Below are 21,262 nucleotides of genomic sequence, written 5' to 3'. Positions count from 1 at the left end.
TGAAACGGAGCTTTTTTTAGTTTAACACTCATTGCTGTAAATTGTAGTCGATGCTCAACCGGCGTTTTTTTAAAATTTGGATATCTTCATTACATAAATAAACCCTTAGAGTAGACATCGGTTCCCATAAGGATTTTCCGATGTCTGCTCTAAGGGTTGCACTTCACTCAGACGCCAGGCTGCTTTCCCTTCTTCCTGATCCGCCTATCTTTCCTCACACCAGCTTCTTGCGCACATAGCCGGAGATGAGGTCAATAACGGTAATCATCACAACGATGCCGAGCAAAATAATGCCGACTCGTGACCAGCTGCGGGTGCTCAAGGCAAAAATCAGCGGCGTGCCGATTCCGCCAGCGCCAATGACGCCCAGTATCGTGGCCGAGCGGACGTTAATTTCAAAACGGTACAGCGTGTAGTTCAGAAAACCTGGCAGCACTTGAGGCAGCACAGCGAACCAAAGCTGCTGCAAACGCGTCGCTCCAGAAGCGAGCAGCGCTTCGGAAGGACCGAAATCAATATTTTCGATATCGTCCGCAAACAGCTTGCCGAGCATGCCAATCGAATGCAATCCAAGGGCGAGAACGCCGGCAAAGGAGCCCGGACCAACAGCTTTAATGAACAATATAGCCATAATAATTTCCGGAAATGTCCGGATGAAGCTGAGCATGATTTTGCCGGAGCCGGAAATCGGCCGGAATCTGCTCATGTTGCGGGCGGACCAGAAGGCAAACGGAATGCAAAGCACGGCGGAGATGACCGTACCGAGAATCGAAATAGCCAGCGTATCCAGCAGCCCCCGCAGCAAATCCTCGCCTTCAGGCAAGTAGACATAACCCCAATCGGGAGAAAAAATGCCCGCCATAATCGACTTCATAATCTGGCCGGCTGTCTCTTTAAAGCCAGTAAAAGGAACGCCAGAGAACGCCCAAATGTAAACGAGCGCAAGCGCAATAATAATCGGCCATCGAAGCGGGTTTTTCCGCGGTTTTTGGATGAGATGATCCCAATTCTTCGTCGTCATAGTAGTTTCTCCCGCAGCTTCGTGCTTGCAAAATCAATAATCAGAACAATGACCAGTGTAAATAATATAATAACAGCGGTTTTGTCATATTCGAGAAAGCCAAGCGTCGCTTCATAAAACAAACCGATGCCGCCGGCCCCGACAAGGCCGAGAATGGCAGCTGCCCGCACATTAATTTCGAAGGTATACAGCACGTACGACATAAAGGCAGCCGAAATTTGCGGCACCACTCCAAATACGATGCGCTGCATAGCGTTGGCCCCAACCGCCGTCATCGCTTCAAGCGGCCCCTGGTCTATCGTTTCCAATGTCTCATAAGTCAGCTTCGCGATTAAACCGACAGAAAACACGGCAAGCGCGAGAATGCCCGGTACAGGCCCAAGCCCGAACACCGCGACGAACAGGGCGGCGAGCAGCAGGTCAGGCAGCGTTCTTACCAAATTGAGCAAAAATCGTGCCGGATAATACACCCAGCGATGCGGCATTAAATTGCCCGCGCACAGCAATGCCACTGGAATGGCGATAATCGCCCCAATCGTTGTTCCTACTAGTGCCATGCGAATCGTCTCCAGCATGCCGCCTAAAATATTGTCGAAGTAGGTCCAGCGGGGAGGAAACATTTCGCGCAGCAGATCCAGCATGTTCGGAAAGCCTTCAATCAGCTCCTTAAAGCTCACTTCTGTCTGCACGGCACTGCCCCAGAGCAGCAGCAAAATAAGCAGCGCAGTCAGCACATGCTTCGTGCGCGCAGGCGGCAGGGGACGGGGCGCCTGGCTTGTTCCAGTCTCAAGCGGGTTTTTCATGCCGATACCTCTCCCAGCAGCTCGCCTTCAAGAAGAGGCCTGCCATAAATTTCAGCAAACCGCTCGTCCGTAGCTTCAGCTACAGGGCCGTCAAATACGACCTCGCCTGCACGCAGCCCGACAATTCGCGTCGCATATTGCCTAGCTAAATCGACAAAATGAAGATTAACGATCGTCGTAATGCCCAGCTCCTGATTAATTCGCTTTAAATCATCCATAACTTGCTTTGTAGTAAGCGGATCTAGCGAAGCGACAGGCTCGTCCGCCAAAATGATTTTGGCCTCCTGCGCCAGCACGCGCGCTATCGCGACGCGCTGCTGTTGTCCGCCGGAAAGCTGGTCGGCGCGGGAATAAGCTTTTTCCAAAATGTTGACCCGCTCCAGCGCTTCAAACGCCAAATCCACATCCTCCTTGGGGAAACGGCCCAATATCGTACGAAGAGTGGAGTGGTAGCCGACGCGCCCTGCCAGCACATTGCGCAGCACGGTGGAACGTTTGACGAGATTGAAGCTTTGAAAAATCATGCCAATGTCGCGGCGGATCATTCGCAGATTCTGGCCCTGGGCACTCGTAATCGAGCTGCCGTTAATGAGGATATCGCCCTCGCTAATGTCGTGCAGCCGATTAATCGAACGCAGCAGCGTAGACTTGCCTGCGCCCGATAATCCGACAACAGCGACAAATTCCCCTTTTTCAAAGGTAAGATTAATATTATTCAGGCCCTTGGTCTGATTGGGATACACTTTAGATACTTGACGAAGCTCAATCATGACGTCAATCCTTTCGATTCGAGTTCGGTGCGAGAATAGCGGCGGGCAACAATGCAACAAGCCAGCACAGCGCACGCTTGCGCTGTACTGGCTCGCCTTGTGCCGCAATGTGCAGGACGAAAAATCGTACTACTCTGTTTTTACTTTTTCATTGTATTGGCGAACGATATCGAACTTGCTGTCATCGGATTGTACATAACCTTCATGGGAATAAATTTCTTTAATGATGGCATGTCCTTCTGTATCTTTGCCGATATCAATGAAAGCTTGCGAAATTTTAGCGGACCATTCCGCGCTCATGTCGGAACGAACGGAAATCGTATCGTTAGGAATCGCTTCTGTAAACGAAAGCACACGTGTGTCTTCAAACACTTTAGGATAATCTTTCATAACGGTATTGCGCGCATCTTGGAAAATAGCTGCCGCATCCACATCGCCGTTGAGCACCGCAATAACACCTTGGTCATGGCCTTTAACCGTTACAGGCTGCACATCGCTAAGCGGGTTCAAGCCCTTGTCCATCAGCAGGGCGGCCGGCCATACAAAACCAGCGGAAGACGTCACGTTCTGATAGGCGATTTTTTTACCTTTAAGCTCTTCAACCGATTGAATCGGCGAATCTTTTTTGACAATAATCAAGGACTTGTAGAAATCAACAAGCTGGTCCGTAGGAGCGCCAGTCTCATCATTTACGCCAAAGCGCTGCGCCTGCAAAATAACTTCAGCTGCGCCTTTTTCTTTAGCCAGTACGTAAGCAGTTGGAGGCAGGAAGCCAACGTCTACCTTTTTGGATGCCATTGCTTCAATGATTGTGTTGTAGTCAGTCGACACGCTGACCTTTACCGGAATGCCAAGCTTGTCTCCCAGAAGCTTCTCAAGCGGCTTTGCTTTCGCTTCCAGCGTATCTGCATTTTGGGAAGGGACGAATTGGACAGTCAGCGTTGTTGGCACATAGCCTGTGTCTGTGCTAGCTGTTGGTGCCGGCTCAGTTGAGGCAGCTGTAGATGGGCTTGAACTAGGAGTAGCGGATTCGGTACCAGCCGAACCAGTCGTATTGTTCGTTCCGCAAGCTCCAAGCAAGAGCGTAGTCAGCAACAGAGGCAACATAAAGGCATACATCTTTTTCAATCAAAAACCCTCCAAGAGATTGTATTTTTTGACACTTGCTTACTATATTCAATTTATATTTGCGGAGTATCAACGATAAATGAATTAATTGTAAAACAAGCTTATGCACTGCTAAGTTGAAAATGATTTTGCTAGAATAGTTACATTGGAAAAAATGATGCTGCAACGAGGGAGAGGTTTATGATGACGCAAACGAACAAGTACACCTGCGATATTATATTGACGAGCGATTTGCATGGGGCGATCCGCCCGATCCATTACCCGACCAATGCCTACAGCCATAACGGACTGGCCATATTGGCGGCGCGCATGAAGCAGGAGCGTGAACGGGCGCCTGAGCTGCTGCTGGTGGACAATGGGGATTTGCTGCAGGGCTCGCCGCTGGCTTCCTACGCTGCTGCCTTTCAAGACAGCTATGGCACGCATCCTTTTATAGAGGTTCTGAATGAGCTTGGCTATGATGCTGCTGTCCTGGGCAATCATGAATTTAATTACGGTCTGGATATGCTGAACCGTGCCGTCCAGGCTTCAAAATTTCCTTGGCTGTCGGCTAATATCGTCGATGCACAAAGTGGCGAGCCTGCTTTTGGGCCTCCGTATATCATGAAGCAAATGGCCTGTGGCGTAAAAGTCGCCCTGCTTGGGGCTACAACCCACTACATTCCCAACTGGGAGCAGCCTCAAAATATGAAAGGGCTGCGTTTTCTTGATGCGTTAGAGACGATTCGGACATGGGTACAGCACATACGCGACAAGGAGCAGCCGGATCTCGTCATAGTCAGCTATCACGGGGGCTTCGAAAATGATCTGGCAACAGGCCAACCAGCTGAACCGCTCACGGGTGAAAATCAAGCCTATGCCATTTGCCGCGAGGTGGAAGGCATAGATGTACTGCTGACCGGGCATCAGCATCGGTCGTTTGCGGAGGAGCTGCATGGCGTCACGATTGTGCAGTCGGGCTATAACGGGTCATCTGCTGCTCATGTTGCGGTGCAGCTGGAGCGGCAGCCCGAAGGACGCTGGGAAATTACGAGCAAGCGAGCTGAGCTGCTTTATCCAGAGGAGTCTGCATTGCCAGACGCCGCCGTTGTTGCGCTTACCGATGAGCTGGAGCGGCGTACGCAAGCTTGGCTGGATCAGCCGATTGGCGAAATCATTGGCGATCTGTCGATTCAGAATGCAGCTGAGCTGAGGCTGGCGGCCCATCCGTTCATGGCTTTTGTCCATCAGGTCCAGATGGAGGCTACGGGGGCACAGCTTTCTAACGCCGCTTTGCTGAGCGAGGAGGCGCGCGGCTTTGGGAACAAGGTAACGATGCGGGATGTGCTATCGAATTTTATTTATCCGAACACGCTTACGGTGCTGGAGCTAAGCGGGCAGGACATTCGGGCTGCGTTGGAGCAGGCCGCGTGTTATTTTTCACTGGACGATCGGGGGGAGATTATTGTAAATCCATTGTATATGGAGCCGAAGGCGCAGCATTATAACTACGACATGTGGGCAGGCATCGACTACGAGCTGGATATTTCGCGGCGGGAGGGAAGCCGGGTGGTCAAGCTTGATCGCGAGGGAGAGCCCTTGCAGCTGGATGCTCAGTATTCGGTTGTAATGAACAGCTATCGTGCGGCTGGCGGCGGCAATTATGCGATGTATGCAGGAAAGCCTGTTCTTTTTGCAGGTGATACGGATATGGCGATGCTCGCCGGAAATTACATCCGCAAGCATCAGCCGCTGGATGCCCCTCGCGCGGGGAATTGGAAGGTTACAGCAGGGTAAAGGTTGATGCGCGTCAAAAACCGTTGCTAAATAAAAAAGCTCTCGTGTTTCCCTAAAGGAATCGCGAGAGCAAAATGAATAAGCAAAAATGGGTGAGCAAGCGCTGCTGTCCGGTACAGGGAGCTTGTCTCCAGTATTGGCAGAACTATTTTTTAAAAATATAGGAAAGGCTATCCTTTCGTTATCCTATCTCTATATTTCTCGGAATGAAACGCGCCGCGTCGCCAAGGAAGACGATAAGCCGTTTCACCTTGAAATATAGGAAATTATATGATTAATTTATCCTCTTTCTCTATATTTCTCCGCGAAACGATAGCTTTGCCGCCAAAGGACGGCTTCAGCCGTTTACGCTTGCTTGAACGGTGATCGTTTCGCTTGTTGTTACTCCTGCTGCATTGACCAGCTCCGCCCGATATTCGTATGCACCAGGCTGGCGGCCAGACAGTACTGTTACGGCATGTTGGGCGGCAGGGGCTGCTGCTTTCAGAGATTGGGTATCGATGAGCTCGTTATTTTCGTACAAACGATATTCCGTGCCGTTCGTTCCCCACCACATGTTCATTGTAATGCTGTATTGGCCGTCACCGTCCCAGTTGTCATGAGACAGTACAGGCTTGCCCGGGGATGCATCGGTCACGCGTACCGTTAAAACCTCGCTGCGGGTCGTGCCTTTGGCATTAGTAAGCTCAGCGGTATACGTGTACGTTCCATTGGCCTTGCCGATTACATGGGTTTGGGCGAATTGGGCAGAGGGGGAGACATCAGGCAGCGTCTGGCTGTCAATCAGCTCGCCATTTTCATAAAGCTTGTAGCTCGTCCCATTGTTGCCCCACCACATATTCAAGGAAATCGTATAGTCACCGTCTTGCAGGCCTGTATCATAGCCGTTGTTGCTCGAAAGCACAGGCTTTCCAGGAGCACCAACCGCAAGCGGCTGCCCGGTAATGCGGAAAGAAGCTTGCAGGGAAGCTTGATTACCGGCAAAATCTGTTACTGAGTAAGCAACGGTATGAGCGCCAAGGCCAAGCTCAGAGCCTTTAACGGAATAAGGGCTGTTAACAGGCTGGCCGTCCAGCAGCAGCTGCTCGCTAGCAATACCAGACAAGGCATCCGAGCTGCTCAGTGCAAAAATAAGCGTATCCGTCTCGGAAGCATCAGCTATCGCGCCTCCGGACTGCGTTAAAATGACGTTGGGTGCTGATTTATCCAGCTTGACCGTTACAGATTTCACCGCTTCTTTGTTGCCAGCGGCATCTGTAGAGAAGAAAGAAATAACGGAGCTTCCTTCTTCATTAATAAGAAATGGTGCTTCATAGGCTTGGTAGACACTCCCGTTCACGGCATATTCTGTGCGAAGAGGGGAAGTGCTGCTTGTGTCGTCGGTTGCTGTCAAGGTTACGGAAACGTCTTGGTTCAGCCATCCCGCCTCATTAGGCGAAGTGGAAAGGGAAGCCGTTGTCTCCGGAGCGGCTGTATCGCCTTGCAGGGTGAAATCGCTAAGCCCGCGCGGCTTCAATTGAAAGACATCTCTGAAAATAGCGGCAACACCCGTAATGCTAATCTGCTGGCCTTCGGCATAAGGGAAGGAAGCTAGTGATAGGCCTGTACGTGTGTCTACGCGGATATGGTTGCTGGTGCCGGCAGCATCGACGGCATCAAACTCGAAAGAACCAGCGGGCGTTGCACTTACCAGGTTTTGAATCGTTACTTCTGAAAGCTGAACAAGCTGCCCTTGGTTGTTGGCCGAGACACGGTCTGCTGCAAGGGGGGCTGGCAGCGGCGCTGTGCCGGTTTTTTCGATAGCGACAATATCGGTCAATTCAAGCTCCGAGTTGTATAGAGCTGTAGCGGCTGTCACTTTAATGCGGTCGCCTTGATGGAAGCCGCTTGCGCTTTGGAACACATAAAGGCCGCCTGAGCCATCCTGCAAATAAAAAGCTTGTCCGCCAAATGCGCCCGGCTCCGTCGTCACGATTCCTTCAACCGTTACGGTCGAGCCGACTGGCTTATTGCGAGCTTCTGCAATGGGGACCAGAGCAGGGATCGGGCCTTCCTCTTCGGGAAGCGGCTCTGCCGGCACATTGCCTACGGTTACCGCGTTCGTAATCAGATTGCTTCCGTTCAAGCGCAGGCGCAAGCTGGCTGCACCAGACGTTCCGGATTTAATGCGGACGGTCAAATCTTTAAAGGCATGCCCTTTGCTGTCCGATGTGACACTAAAAGCCGAGCTGTAGCCGTAGGCAGTCGGCCAAGTGCCATTTTCATTTTGAACCATGGCCACCTGTGTGCCTCCGGTCAAATAAATGCCGGCGCTAAAGCCTGATACGGTCGTATTGGCGGGCAAATTGTCGGCGACTACGCGAATTTGAAAATCCTGCGCATTCGGTAGCGTCGCCTGCTTGACGAAGCTGTAAGCGGCATTGGCGCTCGTTGTTGGGCCGCCGTATGAGCCAGGCTTAAACGTAGAACGGTCGTACCATTTGTAGCCTGCGCTTGGCGCGGACCAGGGTTCTGGCTGCGGCTCCGTCGAAGCAGCAGGGTCCTCAAAAGGCAGCAGTGCCGTAGCGCTGTCCAATTGCAGCCCGTCAACCTCGGTTAGACTCGTGTAGCTTTCCTGCTCAGCGAGCCAATTGACCAAATTCACGAGCAATACGCCGTCATCTTCCTCTTTGAAGCCATCGTAGGTCGTTTTGCGCGCTCCGGTTTCCTCGCGCAAATATTTTGGCGAAGCATCTTCAACCGGAGAGGAATCCCCGATAAAAGCGGCCTTGCCTGCTCCCAGCTTGGAAACGGCGACATAAGGCCCTTCAGCGACACCGCCTCCGTTGTATACGCCCTGGTCTACGGCGCTGCCCCAAGCTTGATTCGTTTGCGGCAAATATACGATGCCTTTGGCTTTGGTCGGGTCGGTAATCGCAAGCGTAGAGCCCGCATGCATCGCAACAGCGGATACGCCAGCGGTGATGCCAAAGGCCTGCTCTTGCGGTACAATTTGATTAGCGCTTATGTCGCCAAGCGCGTTGTAGCGAAAGCGAACGCCGAAATGGTCGGACAGCCAGTCTGAGCTGGTTACGCCTTGCATGGCCTCTGAGCTGCGCTCTTCAGCGCTCATGCCTTTTGCCGGATCTGTCCATGCACCACGGCGGTAGCCGTTGATCGCTTCGGAGCCGTCCCAGCGGTTTTTGTTGCGATCGGCGTTGTAGTGGTCGCCAACGAAGAAGATGCTGCCGCCGCCTTCTACATACTGCGTCATAGCAGCTTGTTCTGTTGCTTTGAAAGGGATGTTGGGTTCGGCGATGACGAATACGCTGTAATCTTTCAAGTCATTGTAGGTAAATGGGGTTGTTTTGCGAAGCTCTTGAACATAATAGCCATCATTAGCGAGTGCGTCGCCGAAATCAGAGAAGCCGCCGTCAATGACCCAATCTGCTGCTCCAGCGGTCTGGGCATGGGTATTGTCGAATAAAATCTTTTTGCCAGCGTTTTCGTTCACGACTTTAGGCTGGATAAAAGGGGCCGGATCAGCGGGGCCCTCAGCGTGAACCGCTGTCGTGCCGCCCCATAAACCAGCTTGCAGCGGAATAGCGACAGATAGAGCGATAAGCGACTTGATCCATTTGTGTGACAAGGATGACTTCCGTTGTGTAAGCTTCATCAATTCCATTCCTCCCATGAATCATTAATCTTAACGTTCGTCCATATTCTAGCATGCGAGCCTATGATATAGTGATAGGAATTTGTAAAAAATAGTGAAATATTCCTATATAGGAGTTAAATTGGGGAGGATGAACTAGTCTCTCGCTAGATTGTGCTACTTCAGACAGGCGGCGTATAATTACATAAATAGCGACCTATAGGAGGAAATAAGATGAGTAATCAAATGTTAAAAAGACTGCAAACAGACGAAGGACAAGCGCTGCTTGCCCAAATGTATGGAAAACAGCAGCTCAAAGAGCAAACTAGCCGGTATCAGTCGCTTATGGAACATTTTCAGGCGCATTTTGGAGAGCAGGAGGCTGGTTTGTTTAGTTCTCCAGGCAGGTGCGAGATTGGCGGCAATCATACGGATCATAATCACGGCAAGGTTCTAGCCGGAAGCATTACGCTGGATACGATTGGCGCTGCGGTGAAAGTGGACGAGCCCGTGATTACCTTTTTCTCGGAAGGCTATGCAACGAAATACGTGATTAATCTTCAGGATTTACAGCCGCAGTCTGGGGATGATGGTACGACATCGCTCGTTCGCGGCATTGCTGCGGGGTTTATTGAGGCCGGTTTTCAGGTGGGCGGCTTTAATGCTTATATTTCCAGCAATGTGTTTTCTGCGTCGGGGCTCAGCTCGTCCGCGTCCTTTGAAATGCTAATCGGTACGATTTTAAACCATTATTATAATGATGGGGCACTCGATGCCGTCGCCATGTCTAAAATTGGCCAATCTGCTGAAAATCGTTACTGGAATAAGCCGTCCGGTCTGCTGGACCAAATGGCCTGCGCCTATGGCGGTTTAATCGCGATTGATTTTGAGACGCCTAAGGAGCCTGTTATCAAGCCAGTTCAATGGGATTTTCAGAAAAATGGCTACTCCTTGGTCATTGTAAATACAGGCGGGAACCATGCTGATTTAACGGAGGATTACGCCGCGGTGCCTAATGAGATGTATGCGGTAGCCAAATCGCTAGGAGCATTGGTCTGTCGCGATTTGTCGCCAGAGGATATTTACACTAATTTGGAGGCGGTTAGAGCAGCGGCTGGAGACCGGGCTGTGCTGCGCGCCCTGCATTTCTTTGAGGAAAACCGTCGTGTGGATGAGCAGGTATCGGCGCTTGAGGAGAACAGGTTCAATGATTTCTTGACGCTCATTACGGATTCGGGGAATTCTTCGTGGAAGTGGCTTCAGAACGTATATCAAAGCGGAGCTGTTCAACATCAGGAGATTGCAATTGCGCTGTCCCTTACCGAAAACTATTTGAAAAAAATCGGCGCTGGCGCATGCCGCATTCATGGCGGAGGATTCGCTGGAGTGATTTTGACCATTATTCCTAACGAGCATGCGGATGCCTATATGTCCTGGATTAGCGGAATGCTGGAGACACCGGTGCTGGTCGTGAATGTGCGTGAGCATGGGGCTGTACACCTGAATGAGCTGTTAGATAGGAAGTAAGATGAAAATGCGGAGCTAGTCCGCTGCTGATCCGATAGGCATAGATTTTTAGAAGCCCCCTCAACGATTAGGTGAGGAGGGCTTCTTGTTTTTATAAGATAATCTTACCTATTCACCTTATTTGCCTTAATAGTCTGCTTGTAAAAAGGGTCCCGATTCAGTTTCAACCGCAATCGAATCTTTATGCCCAATCCGGTTCAGGCTGTCTACAAGAAAGGATAAAAAGTGTCATTAGTGAATTACAAATGAGTACAGAAAACCTCCTCATGTTGAGACCACCCTTGTTGTTGCTTCAATTTTAAGCGTTCTTTCAATTGGCTTAGTAAGTTACTTCCCATTATACTGGGCGCGGTTGATTGCATTTCGGCTCAATCGCCTGAACGGTGTTCAGATCCCATTTAGATCCGTCTGGTAATATCAGTAACTGACTGCAAGTTGAAAGATTATGAGGAGGGGAATTGAACTTGTATAAACGCCTAATAAGTAGTTTGCTATTATTTTGTATACTCGTAACCTTAATGCCTCCTGGGATTTCTGCCGCTTCACCGACTACTGTCCAATATGCGGCAGCAAACCAAACGGCTGCACAGCCCACGCCTCAAAGCTTGTTTGAAGACGTGACATCCTCGGCCTGGTTCTACGATGCGGTCATGTATGTCAAGCAGAATGGGCTCTTCAGCGGCACAAGCAACGATCGCTTTTCGCCTGATGCAACCATGAGTCGTGCCATGTTTGTTACTGTACTTGGGCGAATTGCCAAAGTGGATGCAAGTAAATATAAAACTTCCGCATTTACAGATGTGCAGCCAGGCGATTGGTATGCGCCTTATGTGCAATGGGCAATTGAACGCGGCATTACAAGCGGAACAGGCAGCAACAGATTTTCGCCGGACGCCGCTATTTCAAGAGAGCAGATGGCAACGTTGACATTGAAGTATTTTGAAAGCGATGGCGTCCCTTATCAAACAAACGCCAGCGCATCTACGCCCAACGACATATCCGCCATCTCTCCATGGGCGGTTGATGCGGCGGTAAAGCTTTGGCAGGCCGGTTTGTTTACCGGAGATGCCAACGGCAATTTTGAGCCGCATTCAAAGGCGACACGTGCTGAAGCGGCCGCGCTTTTTATGCGTACGGACAAAGTCGCGATTGCTAGCAACGGTATAACCTATACGGTTACTTTTAATCCGAATGGCGGCTCATCGATCGACAGCCTGAGTCTAAAGCGGGGCGAATCGCTGAATCAGCTTCCGCTCGCATTCAAGCAAGGCTCCATTTTCAATGGCTGGTATAAGGATCGTGCTTTTACGCAACCAGTCATGAATGACGATACCGTTAAGAGCGACATGACCTTGTATGCCAATTATATTGCATCGTCCGATGATGCTGTAGTCATTACTCCGAATGCATACGCCATGGATCAGGCACCGAACTTTAGGGTGGCCGTGAAAGATTCTACAGGTAAAATGACGACGGCGGCCGTTCAAGCCGGCATGACATTCAAATCTCCGTCCAATCCTAATTTTGCAGGAATTGCGGTAACTGGCTCGAACGGCAACTATACTGTAGCTGCAAAAAGCGGTGCATTTGAAGAGGGCAGCACCTATCAAATCACTTTGACGGATACAAGACTCGCGTTTACAGGCAAAGACGCAACGACCAAAAATTATATTTTTAGTATTGCCAAACAAGAGGTCATGCAGCTGCCTCTAAATCCGTACATGATTTATTTGAAGTTTTCCGATATCTCGCAGATGAGCCAGAATGGCGCATCTGTTGCTTCTCCTTCAATCGCTGTAATGAGTGCAAATGTTGGAGGCGGGTCAAGTCTGAACTCGACCAATGTTGCCAGCGGTACCTTTCAATATGACGGAAATACGAGCTTGAAATTGGGCGATACCGTCTCCGTTTATGAAGGAACTCGTCCCGATCTGCGCACTTTGGATACTTCCGATGATGGCGATATCGCCTATATAGCAATCACAGCAATCAACGGGAATATCTATTCCTACACTAGTGCAAACCCAATGAACGTTCTGCTTAAACCGAACGTGCTTCCGGTCGACCCTGCGTCGGACACTGACGGAGACAGTACGAACCACTCCATCACAGTCGCTCCGGCATCGATGGATTATTCCGAAGCCAAATATGCGCCTATGGGTCTTAACGCCGCTACCGTTGCCAGAGTCGGGGACTTTCTCGCGCTCGTCAATATGCGTACGGGAGCTTCTTCAGGATACGGAAAAGTGACGTCCGTCTCGAGCTCAGGGAATCATTATGTCATTGCTTATACCGATGCTTCGCAAGATGACATCACTCACGCCCTGGATTTCTATAAGCAGGAAACGATTGAAGTGGCCGACCTGTTGTCGCAAGCTGATATCGCTTCTTTGGAGGGTCAAATCAAGCAGCAGGCGCTGGCAAGCGGATTTGTCGATCAAGCTGCAAACTATTTATCAACCGCGGCTTTGCAAACCGATAGCGTCAAAACATTGCTCGCAGCTAGCGCCTCATCGACCTTGCCGAAAAACAAAAAGCCAGAAGTCCGTGCACTATCCGGGACACCGGGAGAAGAGAACGCGGACGTTACCCTGCACAACTTGCAAGTTTCAGCAGACATCGGATCGAAGCTATCCCATTTTCAGGGAAAGAGTGGATTGCGTCTGAATCTCATCGTTTCAAGCGATATTCAAGTTTCGACAGGCGCGGACAACGATATTCTTATCCATATGAGCTCTGCATTTACGGAAGAAATCTCTTTAAGCGTGGGTGTGAACGGCAATACGGTTTGGGGATATATTGATCTGGGACTTTTCGATCTCCCATATCCCAAGGACTATCAAGCAAGCGCCAACCTGGACGCGTTCACGTTTACGAGCATTGACGCGTCTGCACAGATCGGCACCGTGCCAGCGGATACTCCGCTTGACGCTTACGCGAATATTTGGGATACTGCCAAAAATAAAGTGGACATTAAGGCGCAGCTGGAAGCGGTTCTGAAGCAGTCTCCTTCCGCTCCAGCCAAGGTAAACGCTGATACGTTGGTGGAAAGCTACCAAGCCATGCTGGAGAACGAGACGGATTGGGTTGACCTGGTAGAAGAAGAAATCTTCGAATACGATAAACACCTATTATTGGGTCTCCTTCATATCAACTTTAAAGGAAGCTTTGTCATCAGCATGAATCCGAATATTGCCTTGGGCATCGGCTTCAGTTATGAATCCGCGAAGAGATATACAGCCAGCTTTAAACTCAGCGAAGGATCGCCTTCTTTCAGCACGGTGGATTTGCCGGGCGACGGCACCTATAATTTCTATTTTTATGTGATGGGAACACTGGGGTTGAAGGCAGGAATTCGTCTTGAACTGGCGGCAGGCTTGTTCCATATCGAATTGGACAGTGTCGGAATCACTGCAGAAGGAGGCGCCTACCTCCAGCTCTACGGGTATTTCTATTACGAAAAGTCATCTTCGGCGCAGACAAAAACATTAGGTGCACTGTTGCTCGAGATCGGTATGTATGCGGAGGCAGAGTGGGGGGCACAGCTCCTCGGCGGGTCAATCTCTTATTCCGACCTCTTTTATAGCGAGTCCTGGCCGCTTTATAGAGCCGGCACACCAAATGGTCATTTCATCGATTTTGCCTATGAAGAGGAAGCAGCGCCTTCCTTTGTCGCCTTTGAGCAGAAAGTTTTCCCATCGATTGAGGATGCCTTGAAACTGAACGATTTAAATTTGGTAACGGGCGAAATTAGAATAGGTAAGGATCGTCCACAGAATTACACAATCACTTTTAATAACGATAAATTTAAGTACGATCCTAATACATCCCGTGTAACCGTATCGCCAAATGCTGCGGATGAAATTCTCACCAGCAGGATGACCGTAACGTGGAAGGGCTCAACGACGGGTTTAAATTCCCTTCCCTACTCGCGCGATATTAATTTGACCTGGTACAAGAGCGGATACCACTCTATAACCTTGAACCCTAATGTCCCATTAGTAGACGGTAAAGATCCAAGCGGTGAACTTCAGTTGAACGATTACGGGCGGGTTGTTGAACTAATCGACACATCAATCAAGAAAGTAAAGAGATTAACAAACGTGCCTAAAAGAACGGGATATACATTCAAGGGTTGGGCTTTGGATCCTGAAGGTAAGAAGCCTTACATCATTCCTGACAGCATGCCAGCAGGAAATATAACGCTTTATGCGCAGTGGACACCGCATACCAATATACCTTACTTGGTCGATTACATTACGGTAGATCCCGATACAGGGAATCGCACCACCAAGAAAAAAAATACCTTCTCTGGTACAGCCGGCGCTTCCGTTTCGCCGGTACCGATAGCAATCGAAGGGTATGATACACCGCCAACAAAAACAATCACAATATTTGGAACAGGCTTATTGAAACTTAGTTACGAATACTTGCCCACCAAGCACAAAATGACCTTCTATGCCGATCCGGGCGGAACCTCGATCGTGTATTCGGCCAGAAGCTTTTCGAAGGTGCCGGGCAGTGCAGTGCCGAATTTTACAAAACCCGGCTATACTTTTGCTGGCTGGTCACAGGCAATTCCAGGCACAATGCCATCAAACGACACCACTTACACAGCGATCTGGAAGGTACGTAACGATACGCCTTACGGTGTTTCAAACAGGCTGCAAGGTCTCGGAAACACTTTGCTTTATGTTGAAGCCAGCACGGGAAGCTTTCAAGGAACAACTGGTGCGCTTGCGGCGCCAGCGATTCAGCAGTATCCCGGTTTTACCTACGGCCATAGCACAGCCTATGACAGCAGCGGTAAAGCATTGACATCAAGTACGGTTGCAGCCGATGGAAGCCTCACGATCGTGCGTTACTATCAGCGCAACAGCTACAATTTGACGTTTAATGCAAACGGGGGCACAGGCGGCTCCACAGATCGAGTTCAGTATGGCACTGCCATACAGGCGCCAACCATAACGAAGTCAGGCTGTACTTTTACAGGTTGGTCGCCTGCGCTGGCAAGCACAATGCCGGCCCAAGACGTATCTTATTCTGCACAGTGGAGTTGTTCGACATCGGCACCGACGCCAGCGCCGACACCAGCACTGACGCCGGCACCAACAGCGGCACCGTCTCCAACAACGACGCCGACGCCGTCCCTGAGCAGCGCAAAGTCAGTTCTGGCTAATACGAACGGGAATGTGAGCGGGGGCAGCCTTTCGGTTCCGAGCACCTTGACGGTAGTCCAGTTGTTGAGCGGGTTAACGGTATCGCCGCACGCTACTGCCAACGTCTTGGATGAAGACTTGGCACCTGTAGCCGATCAGATGTCCGATATCACATCTAGTATGATCGTACGTGTTACCGCTCAAGACTCGTCTACTGCGGATTATCTTATTTTGTACAACGATGTAACCTTGACATCACTATCGCCCAGCTTTCAAATTGATCCGGCCGCAGGGACAATTACCGTACCTCTGTATACGTACTATATGACCTTTAATACTTCTATCATTGGACCTCTAAATGGAAGCTTTAAAGTTTATGATCAGGACGATACGGAGCTGGGGCACGGAAGAAATTTGCAAAGCACCGATCGGTTGGTCGTAACCGCACAGGACGGTACTCAAAAGACGTATACCTTTGTCATACAGTAAGCTCATAGAAAATCATGCAAATAACATTAAAATCGCCCGCATCTGGTCACAGTATGCGGGCGATTTTATTTACGTATAGGAAAGAATATGAGTTTGCTCATCTTTTCTCTATACGTCTACGCGAAACGTGAGCATAGCCGCCAGAGGAAGGCTTCGCACGTCCCAGAAGGACGACGAAGTCATTTTAGCTTGTCAGGACACTATTTGTTTAGAGCATTTCTTTCATCTCATAGTACTGGGCTTTTGTCTCATCGCCGCGTTGCCTATGAAACTGGATCAGAGTATTCAATGCATCATCGTAACTTACATCGTAAGATTGCTGTATACTTAACGTCCATGAATAAAGCTTATTTTCAAATAACATGCCTTTGTACAGCTCCACCATTTGCTCGAGGATTTCCATATTGCTCTTATCTTCATTATAACTTTTACTGAAACGATCGAACTCCAACAAATCCACTTTAATGTCTTCAATGTTGAGCCAGATGTTCCCGAGTCTACTCTTAATCAAATGATGGATTCCAAAAGCGTTGAATCGCTTCTTTAAGTTATATTGCGTCGTATATAAGTTTGCATAACCTTTATTCATCTCCAAATCGGGCCACAAGTCATTAATGATCCGTTCTCTGGATACGTACTTGCCGTTCATGCATAGCAAATAGGCGAGAAGCTCTTCCGTTTTTTTGGTTCGCCAATTGTCGTCGATCAATTTCCCATCTATAAATACGGAAAAATCGCCAAAACACTTAACCTCGATTTTGTGTCCCATGCCGCTTTTGCTTCTAATCTTCTTTATTTTCTCCAATGTGACATAAAGCTGTTCGTACTTCACCGGCTTTACTAGAAAATCCAACGCTTTTGTTTCAAGCGTGTCCGACACATAGGCATGGTGAGCACTTGTGAAAACAAAATCCATTTCCGGTCTTTTTTTGAACATCATCCCGAGCAAGGTTATGCCATCGATTTCCGGCATTTCGATATCCAGTAAAGCAAGGTCGGGCTGTATGCTGCTCATTTCTTCCAAAGCTGTTGCAGGGTCTTCATACATCGCAATGACTTCGACATCCGCAATTTTCTCGAACTTGCTTTTCAAGTTCCGCAGCGCATAATATTCGTCGTCTACAATAATAACTTTCATGGCTGCTCCTTTTTGGGTACGTCAAAACGAACCGCGGTTCCTTTACCCTTCTCACTGACGATTTGAAGCTGCGTTCCGTACTCGGCCGTAAGCCGCGCGTTTATGTTGGCAAGTCCAATGCCCTTGCCCGGGGAGTATTCAAGCAGTTTATATTTGTCCGCTTCTTCAATGCCGACGCCGTCGTCTTCTACCGCTATCAAGTAGTCATGTTCAAGCTCTTTAACTCTAATCGTGACTGTTCCTGCAATTTTCCTTTTACGTATCCCGTGTTTAATCGCATTTTCTACCAAGGGTTGAATAACGAGGCGCGGCACCTTCAACTGAATGCCTGGATCAATTTCATAGTTGACAAATATTTTGCCTGGGAATCGGGCTTGCTCAATGCGAACATAAAACTTGACTGCATCCAGCTCATCATGAATAGAAATATATCTTTCCGAATTGCTGTAATCGAATATATTTCTAAGATAATGGGATAAATCGTTTACCAAGCTTCCCGCTTTTTCTTTATTTTCAGCAATAACCCCTTCTATTACATTCAAGGTGTTATGAACAAAATGCGGGTCCATTTGTGCCCGTATGAAAGCAAGCTCAAACTGCCGGGATTGAATTTCGGAATTTTCAAATAGAACTTGATTGCGCTGCTTCTCTTCATTTAATTGATTAATGATTTCTGCAAGAGACAGGGCAAATGCGGTAGCGGAGGCACAAGAAAGAAAAAATAAGTAATAAATAATAATGTAACTTTGAGGCATTACTCCGAAAACCATCAAATAAAACAGGATTACCGACACAAAGCACAAGAGCCATGCCGCTATGAGCTGCGGCGAACGAATGGTTTTGTTCCTTATTCCTTTAAACATAATTATAAAATACAATACAAACACCACAGAAGATGCGCCCGCACCAAATGCTCCTAGCTCTTTACTGATGAAAAAAAACAGTAATAAAGTGATGGGGAAGTAAGCGATGAGTAGCTTTAAACAAAAATCAATCTTGGGGAACCTGGTTTGGGTCTGAAAAATCGCTCTCATAAAAATGGCGATGGCCAGCGACATGAGAATGCCGATGCCTGTGGAATATTCCGCAATCCAATAGGCGTATTTGAAGCCCGTGATGTTTAAAAGTCCCGTCATTGCAGCGTTCCATAACAAGGTGGTGAACACATAAAAGCAGTATTTTATAAAAGTTTTGTTTTTTATGGCTAAGCCCGTGACCAAATTATAAAAAAACAATGCCGTCAAAACGCCGACTAAGATGCCACCTACCCAGACGTTTATCATGCTTGTCTTCCTAAAGAGATCGTCATTTACGAGCCCGACAACAAAGTTCTGTCCGTATAACGATTTGCTTGTCATGTATATGTACTGATTATGGTCAAAATGCGGCGGGATTTTAAATGCGGGGTAGACATAGCCGATCTCATCGGAATGGCTTTTATACGCGTACCCGAAATGCTTTGTTACGTAATCGTTACTTGTCGGGAGGTAAATCGTTACATCTTCAAAAAGAGGGTTGTTTATTGTAAGATAATTGATTTCATCCGCGTTATATCGGTTTAATTTTATTTTGAACCATAGTCGGACCGGAGAATAGCCAACCTTGGAATAATTTCCAGGCAAAGCTGCAAATTGATCGCTGACTTTAACATCGGACAAGGTCATGTTTCCTGAACCGTCTTGTAGAATCTCCATACTGATATCATCTTTGGATTTGTTCGCATCCTGAAAGTAAATGACGAAAACGAATGCGGTGCAAAGCGATATGGCTAAAAAAATGGTCATTATTTTCATTGAAAATATAGTAGATTCCGATCTCATAAACAGACTCCCAGTAAACTCGGATGTTGTCGACTCTTGGAGCAATTCTACCATGGTTCGATTCATCCTTCAATCTGTCTTGTTAAGGAAGAAATGACAGCAGCAGATAGAAAAGCATTTGAGGATTTACAGAAATCAGTTGATCAATTGACGAAAGATAAGGAGGGACTTGAGCAACCCCTGAAAGACCTAGAGGGGAAACAAAAGATGGTTGTCCCGGCGTGGACAGAGTCTTCCGTTGCGGCAGCTGTTAATGTGGGTCTGTTCGATGCGCTGGACGGCGGCAGTTCTGACTTTTATCGTTTCGTCACTTTGCTCAAACGTAAGGGTGTAATTTAAAATCCCAAACGATTGGGAATATAAATCCCTTTAATCATCAGGTTGACGGGGATTCTTTTCAAAGCAAAGAAAGGCCAAAAAAAGAAACAAACAAAAAATGTTCCCAGCTTGTTCCCGGTTTTCGTTTTCGATGCACTTGTATAAAAATAGGAAAAAGAAAAACCCTTATGGAATAAGGGTTTAAAGGCTTTTTTATGGCGCGCCCGATACGATTCGAACGTACGACCTGCAGTTTAGGAAACTGTCGCTCTATCCTGCTGAGCTACGGGCGCGCAGCATTGATTATTTTACCATGGAAGGCGGGATCAAGCAACAATGCTTACCTTCCTAGCCGCTTAATTCAGCCTATTGAGCTGAGATTCATCAGTCCGCTCCACCATTTTGCTGCCCTGTTACCCTGCTGCACGATTTTCATCATGCTTATTATATCCGCATCTTATTACGCACAGTCAGCGCCGCTCCGGTCACGACGGCATCCTCTTTGAGCTGGCCTTTGGAAAACCTCGGCTCATAGGCGGGGGAATAGTAGGTGTTTTTCTTAGCAGTATCTGTAGCCGTCTGAAAATACATCGGCTTTGAATTGATTAAAGCGCCGCCCAGAATAACAAGCTCCGGGTGAAAAATATTAATCAAATTCGCCAGGCCGACGCCGAAATAGACGGCGGACTGCTGGAACAGCTCCTGCACATACGGATCATCCGCCGACAGAGCTTGCAGCAGCAATTCATAGTTCAGCTGCTCGGGCGTGACGGAATACGCTTTGAGCAGCGAATCCTGCCCCATCTTCGCATGGGAGCGCGCTTGATGCTCCAGCGCCTGAATCGAAGCATATGCCTCCAGCGCGCCGTAATTCCCTGCCGAAGACAGCCGTGGCCCATCCGTGTGAATGATCATTTGCCCGATCGAGCCTTCCATGTCCATCGTGCCATGGACGATACGGCCGTACGACATGATCGCGGAGCGCAGGCTGACGCCGGCATGCACGTACAGCGCATGCTCGATGTCTTCATGGCGCAGCGCCCAGCGCTCGCCGAGCAGCGCGGTGTTGGCGCCATTTTCAAGAAACGCGGTAAATCCGGTCGCTTCCTCAAACATTTGGCAAATCGGCACCTGCGTCCAGCCGCGAGCGGCAAAATACAGCGGGTCCAAAATCATCCCGCTGCTCCGGTCAAGCGGCCCAACCGCCCCAATGCCAATGCCGAGAATTTGCTCCCGCTCGATCCGGTGATCCCGAAGCAGCGTACGCATCAGCTGCGACGCGTAGTCCACCAGCGCCTGTGGTGTCATCGCCTCATCCATCCGCCAGCGAACGAGTGATTTCTGATTCAGCTGCATATCGAATAAGCCTAATGTCGAAGAGAAACGCGAAATTTCCAGTCCAAAAATGTACCGGTACTCCGCATGAATCTGGTACAAAATCGGCCGTCTGCCGCCGCTGGAGGGACCAAGACCCGTCTCTTGAATCAGCCCGTCCGTCACAAGCTCCTCCAATACACGCGTTAGCGTACTGCTCGTCAGCTTGTGCCTGTCCAGCAGCTCCGCTTTCGATACGGTGCCCTGCTCGCCGATTTGTGTATAAATAAGCTCTTTATGAGAGGGAACGCTCCGTTCCGCTTTGTACATAACTAATCCCTGCTTACTATAGGTAGGATGAAAAA

The 21,262-nt window shown here is 49.0% G+C and carries 12 protein-coding genes and 1 tRNA gene; 4 read left to right on the top strand and 9 right to left on the bottom strand.

All coding sequences use genetic code 11. The features are described from left to right. Positions 1 to 214: 214 nt before the first annotated feature. From phnE (BBD42_RS08235) to BBD42_RS08220, 4 genes are all read right to left on the bottom strand, one after another. Positions 215 to 1,021 (bottom strand): phosphonate ABC transporter, permease protein PhnE, encoded by an 807-nt coding sequence (phnE, locus tag BBD42_RS08235; protein ID WP_099517769.1) that lies wholly within the window; start codon positions 1,019 to 1,021, stop codon positions 215 to 217. Then, positions 1,018 to 1,824 (bottom strand): phosphonate ABC transporter, permease protein PhnE, encoded by an 807-nt coding sequence (phnE, locus tag BBD42_RS08230; RefSeq protein ID WP_099517768.1) that lies wholly within the window; start codon positions 1,822 to 1,824, stop codon positions 1,018 to 1,020. The genes phnE (BBD42_RS08235) and phnE (BBD42_RS08230) overlap by 4 nt, the downstream gene beginning before the upstream one ends. Then, a complete protein-coding gene (gene phnC, locus BBD42_RS08225; protein WP_099517767.1) occupies positions 1,821 to 2,594 on the bottom strand; it encodes a phosphonate ABC transporter ATP-binding protein in 774 nt (257 codons plus the stop codon). The genes phnE (BBD42_RS08230) and phnC overlap by 4 nt, the downstream gene beginning before the upstream one ends. A 129-nt stretch (positions 2,595 to 2,723) precedes the next feature. Continuing rightward, positions 2,724 to 3,713 (bottom strand): phosphate/phosphite/phosphonate ABC transporter substrate-binding protein, encoded by a 990-nt coding sequence (locus tag BBD42_RS08220; RefSeq protein WP_099521517.1) that lies wholly within the window; start codon positions 3,711 to 3,713, stop codon positions 2,724 to 2,726. Between the two features lie 192 nt (positions 3,714 to 3,905). On the opposite strand from BBD42_RS08220, the gene BBD42_RS08215 reads away from it, so the two are divergent. Further along, positions 3,906 to 5,498 (top strand): bifunctional metallophosphatase/5'-nucleotidase, encoded by a 1,593-nt coding sequence (locus BBD42_RS08215; RefSeq protein ID WP_099517766.1) that lies wholly within the window; start codon positions 3,906 to 3,908, stop codon positions 5,496 to 5,498. Positions 5,499 to 5,835: 337 nt separating this feature from the next. Here BBD42_RS08215 and BBD42_RS08210 read toward each other — a convergent pair whose 3' ends face one another. Continuing rightward, positions 5,836 to 9,153 (bottom strand): OmpL47-type beta-barrel domain-containing protein, encoded by a 3,318-nt coding sequence (locus tag BBD42_RS08210; RefSeq protein WP_099517765.1) that lies wholly within the window; start codon positions 9,151 to 9,153, stop codon positions 5,836 to 5,838. Between the two features lie 213 nt (positions 9,154 to 9,366). On the opposite strand from BBD42_RS08210, the gene BBD42_RS08205 reads away from it, so the two are divergent. Together BBD42_RS08205 and BBD42_RS08200 are read left to right on the top strand one after the other, a co-directional pair. Beyond that, positions 9,367 to 10,659 carry a galactokinase gene (locus BBD42_RS08205; protein ID WP_099517764.1) on the top strand — a complete coding sequence of 431 codons (1,293 nt, stop codon included), beginning with the start codon at positions 9,367 to 9,369 and terminating at the stop codon, positions 10,657 to 10,659. Between the two features lie 464 nt (positions 10,660 to 11,123). Beyond that, the gene (locus BBD42_RS08200; RefSeq protein WP_150131528.1) at positions 11,124 to 16,307 is read left to right on the top strand and encodes an InlB B-repeat-containing protein; all 5,184 of its coding nucleotides are present in this window, start codon (positions 11,124 to 11,126) and stop codon (positions 16,305 to 16,307) included. A 208-nt stretch (positions 16,308 to 16,515) separates the two neighbouring features. On the opposite strand, the gene BBD42_RS08195 is transcribed toward BBD42_RS08200, so the two are convergent. Next, positions 16,516 to 17,445, bottom strand: a complete 930-nt coding sequence (locus tag BBD42_RS08195) for a response regulator (protein ID WP_099517762.1) — start codon at positions 17,443 to 17,445, stop codon at positions 16,516 to 16,518. After that, on the bottom strand, positions 17,442 to 19,265 hold the full coding sequence (locus tag BBD42_RS08190) for a histidine kinase (protein WP_172455432.1): 1,824 nt from the start codon (positions 19,263 to 19,265) through the stop codon (positions 17,442 to 17,444). The genes BBD42_RS08195 and BBD42_RS08190 overlap by 4 nt, the downstream gene beginning before the upstream one ends. Positions 19,266 to 19,301: 36 nt before the next feature. Here BBD42_RS08190 and BBD42_RS08185 point away from each other — a divergent pair, with 36 nt between their 5' ends. Continuing rightward, on the top strand, positions 19,302 to 19,604 hold the full coding sequence (locus BBD42_RS08185; RefSeq protein ID WP_172455431.1) for a hypothetical protein: 303 nt from the start codon (positions 19,302 to 19,304) through the stop codon (positions 19,602 to 19,604). Between the two features lie 195 nt (positions 19,605 to 19,799). Here BBD42_RS08185 and BBD42_RS08180 read toward each other — a convergent pair. Both BBD42_RS08180 and BBD42_RS08175 read right to left on the bottom strand, forming a co-directional pair. Beyond that, positions 19,800 to 19,876 (bottom strand) — tRNA-Arg (locus BBD42_RS08180). Positions 19,877 to 20,027: 151 nt separating this feature from the next. After that, positions 20,028 to 21,227 carry an ROK family transcriptional regulator gene (locus tag BBD42_RS08175; RefSeq protein WP_099517759.1) on the bottom strand — a complete coding sequence of 400 codons (1,200 nt, stop codon included), beginning with the start codon at positions 21,225 to 21,227 and terminating at the stop codon, positions 20,028 to 20,030. Positions 21,228 to 21,262: the final 35 nt, after the last annotated feature.

It is taken from the genome of Paenibacillus sp. BIHB 4019, assembly GCF_002741035.1.
GTDB lineage: Bacteria > Bacillota > Bacilli > Paenibacillales > Paenibacillaceae > Pristimantibacillus.
Note: the sequence above shows the minus strand (reverse complement) of the source record. Positions and strands in the feature narration are given on the sequence as shown.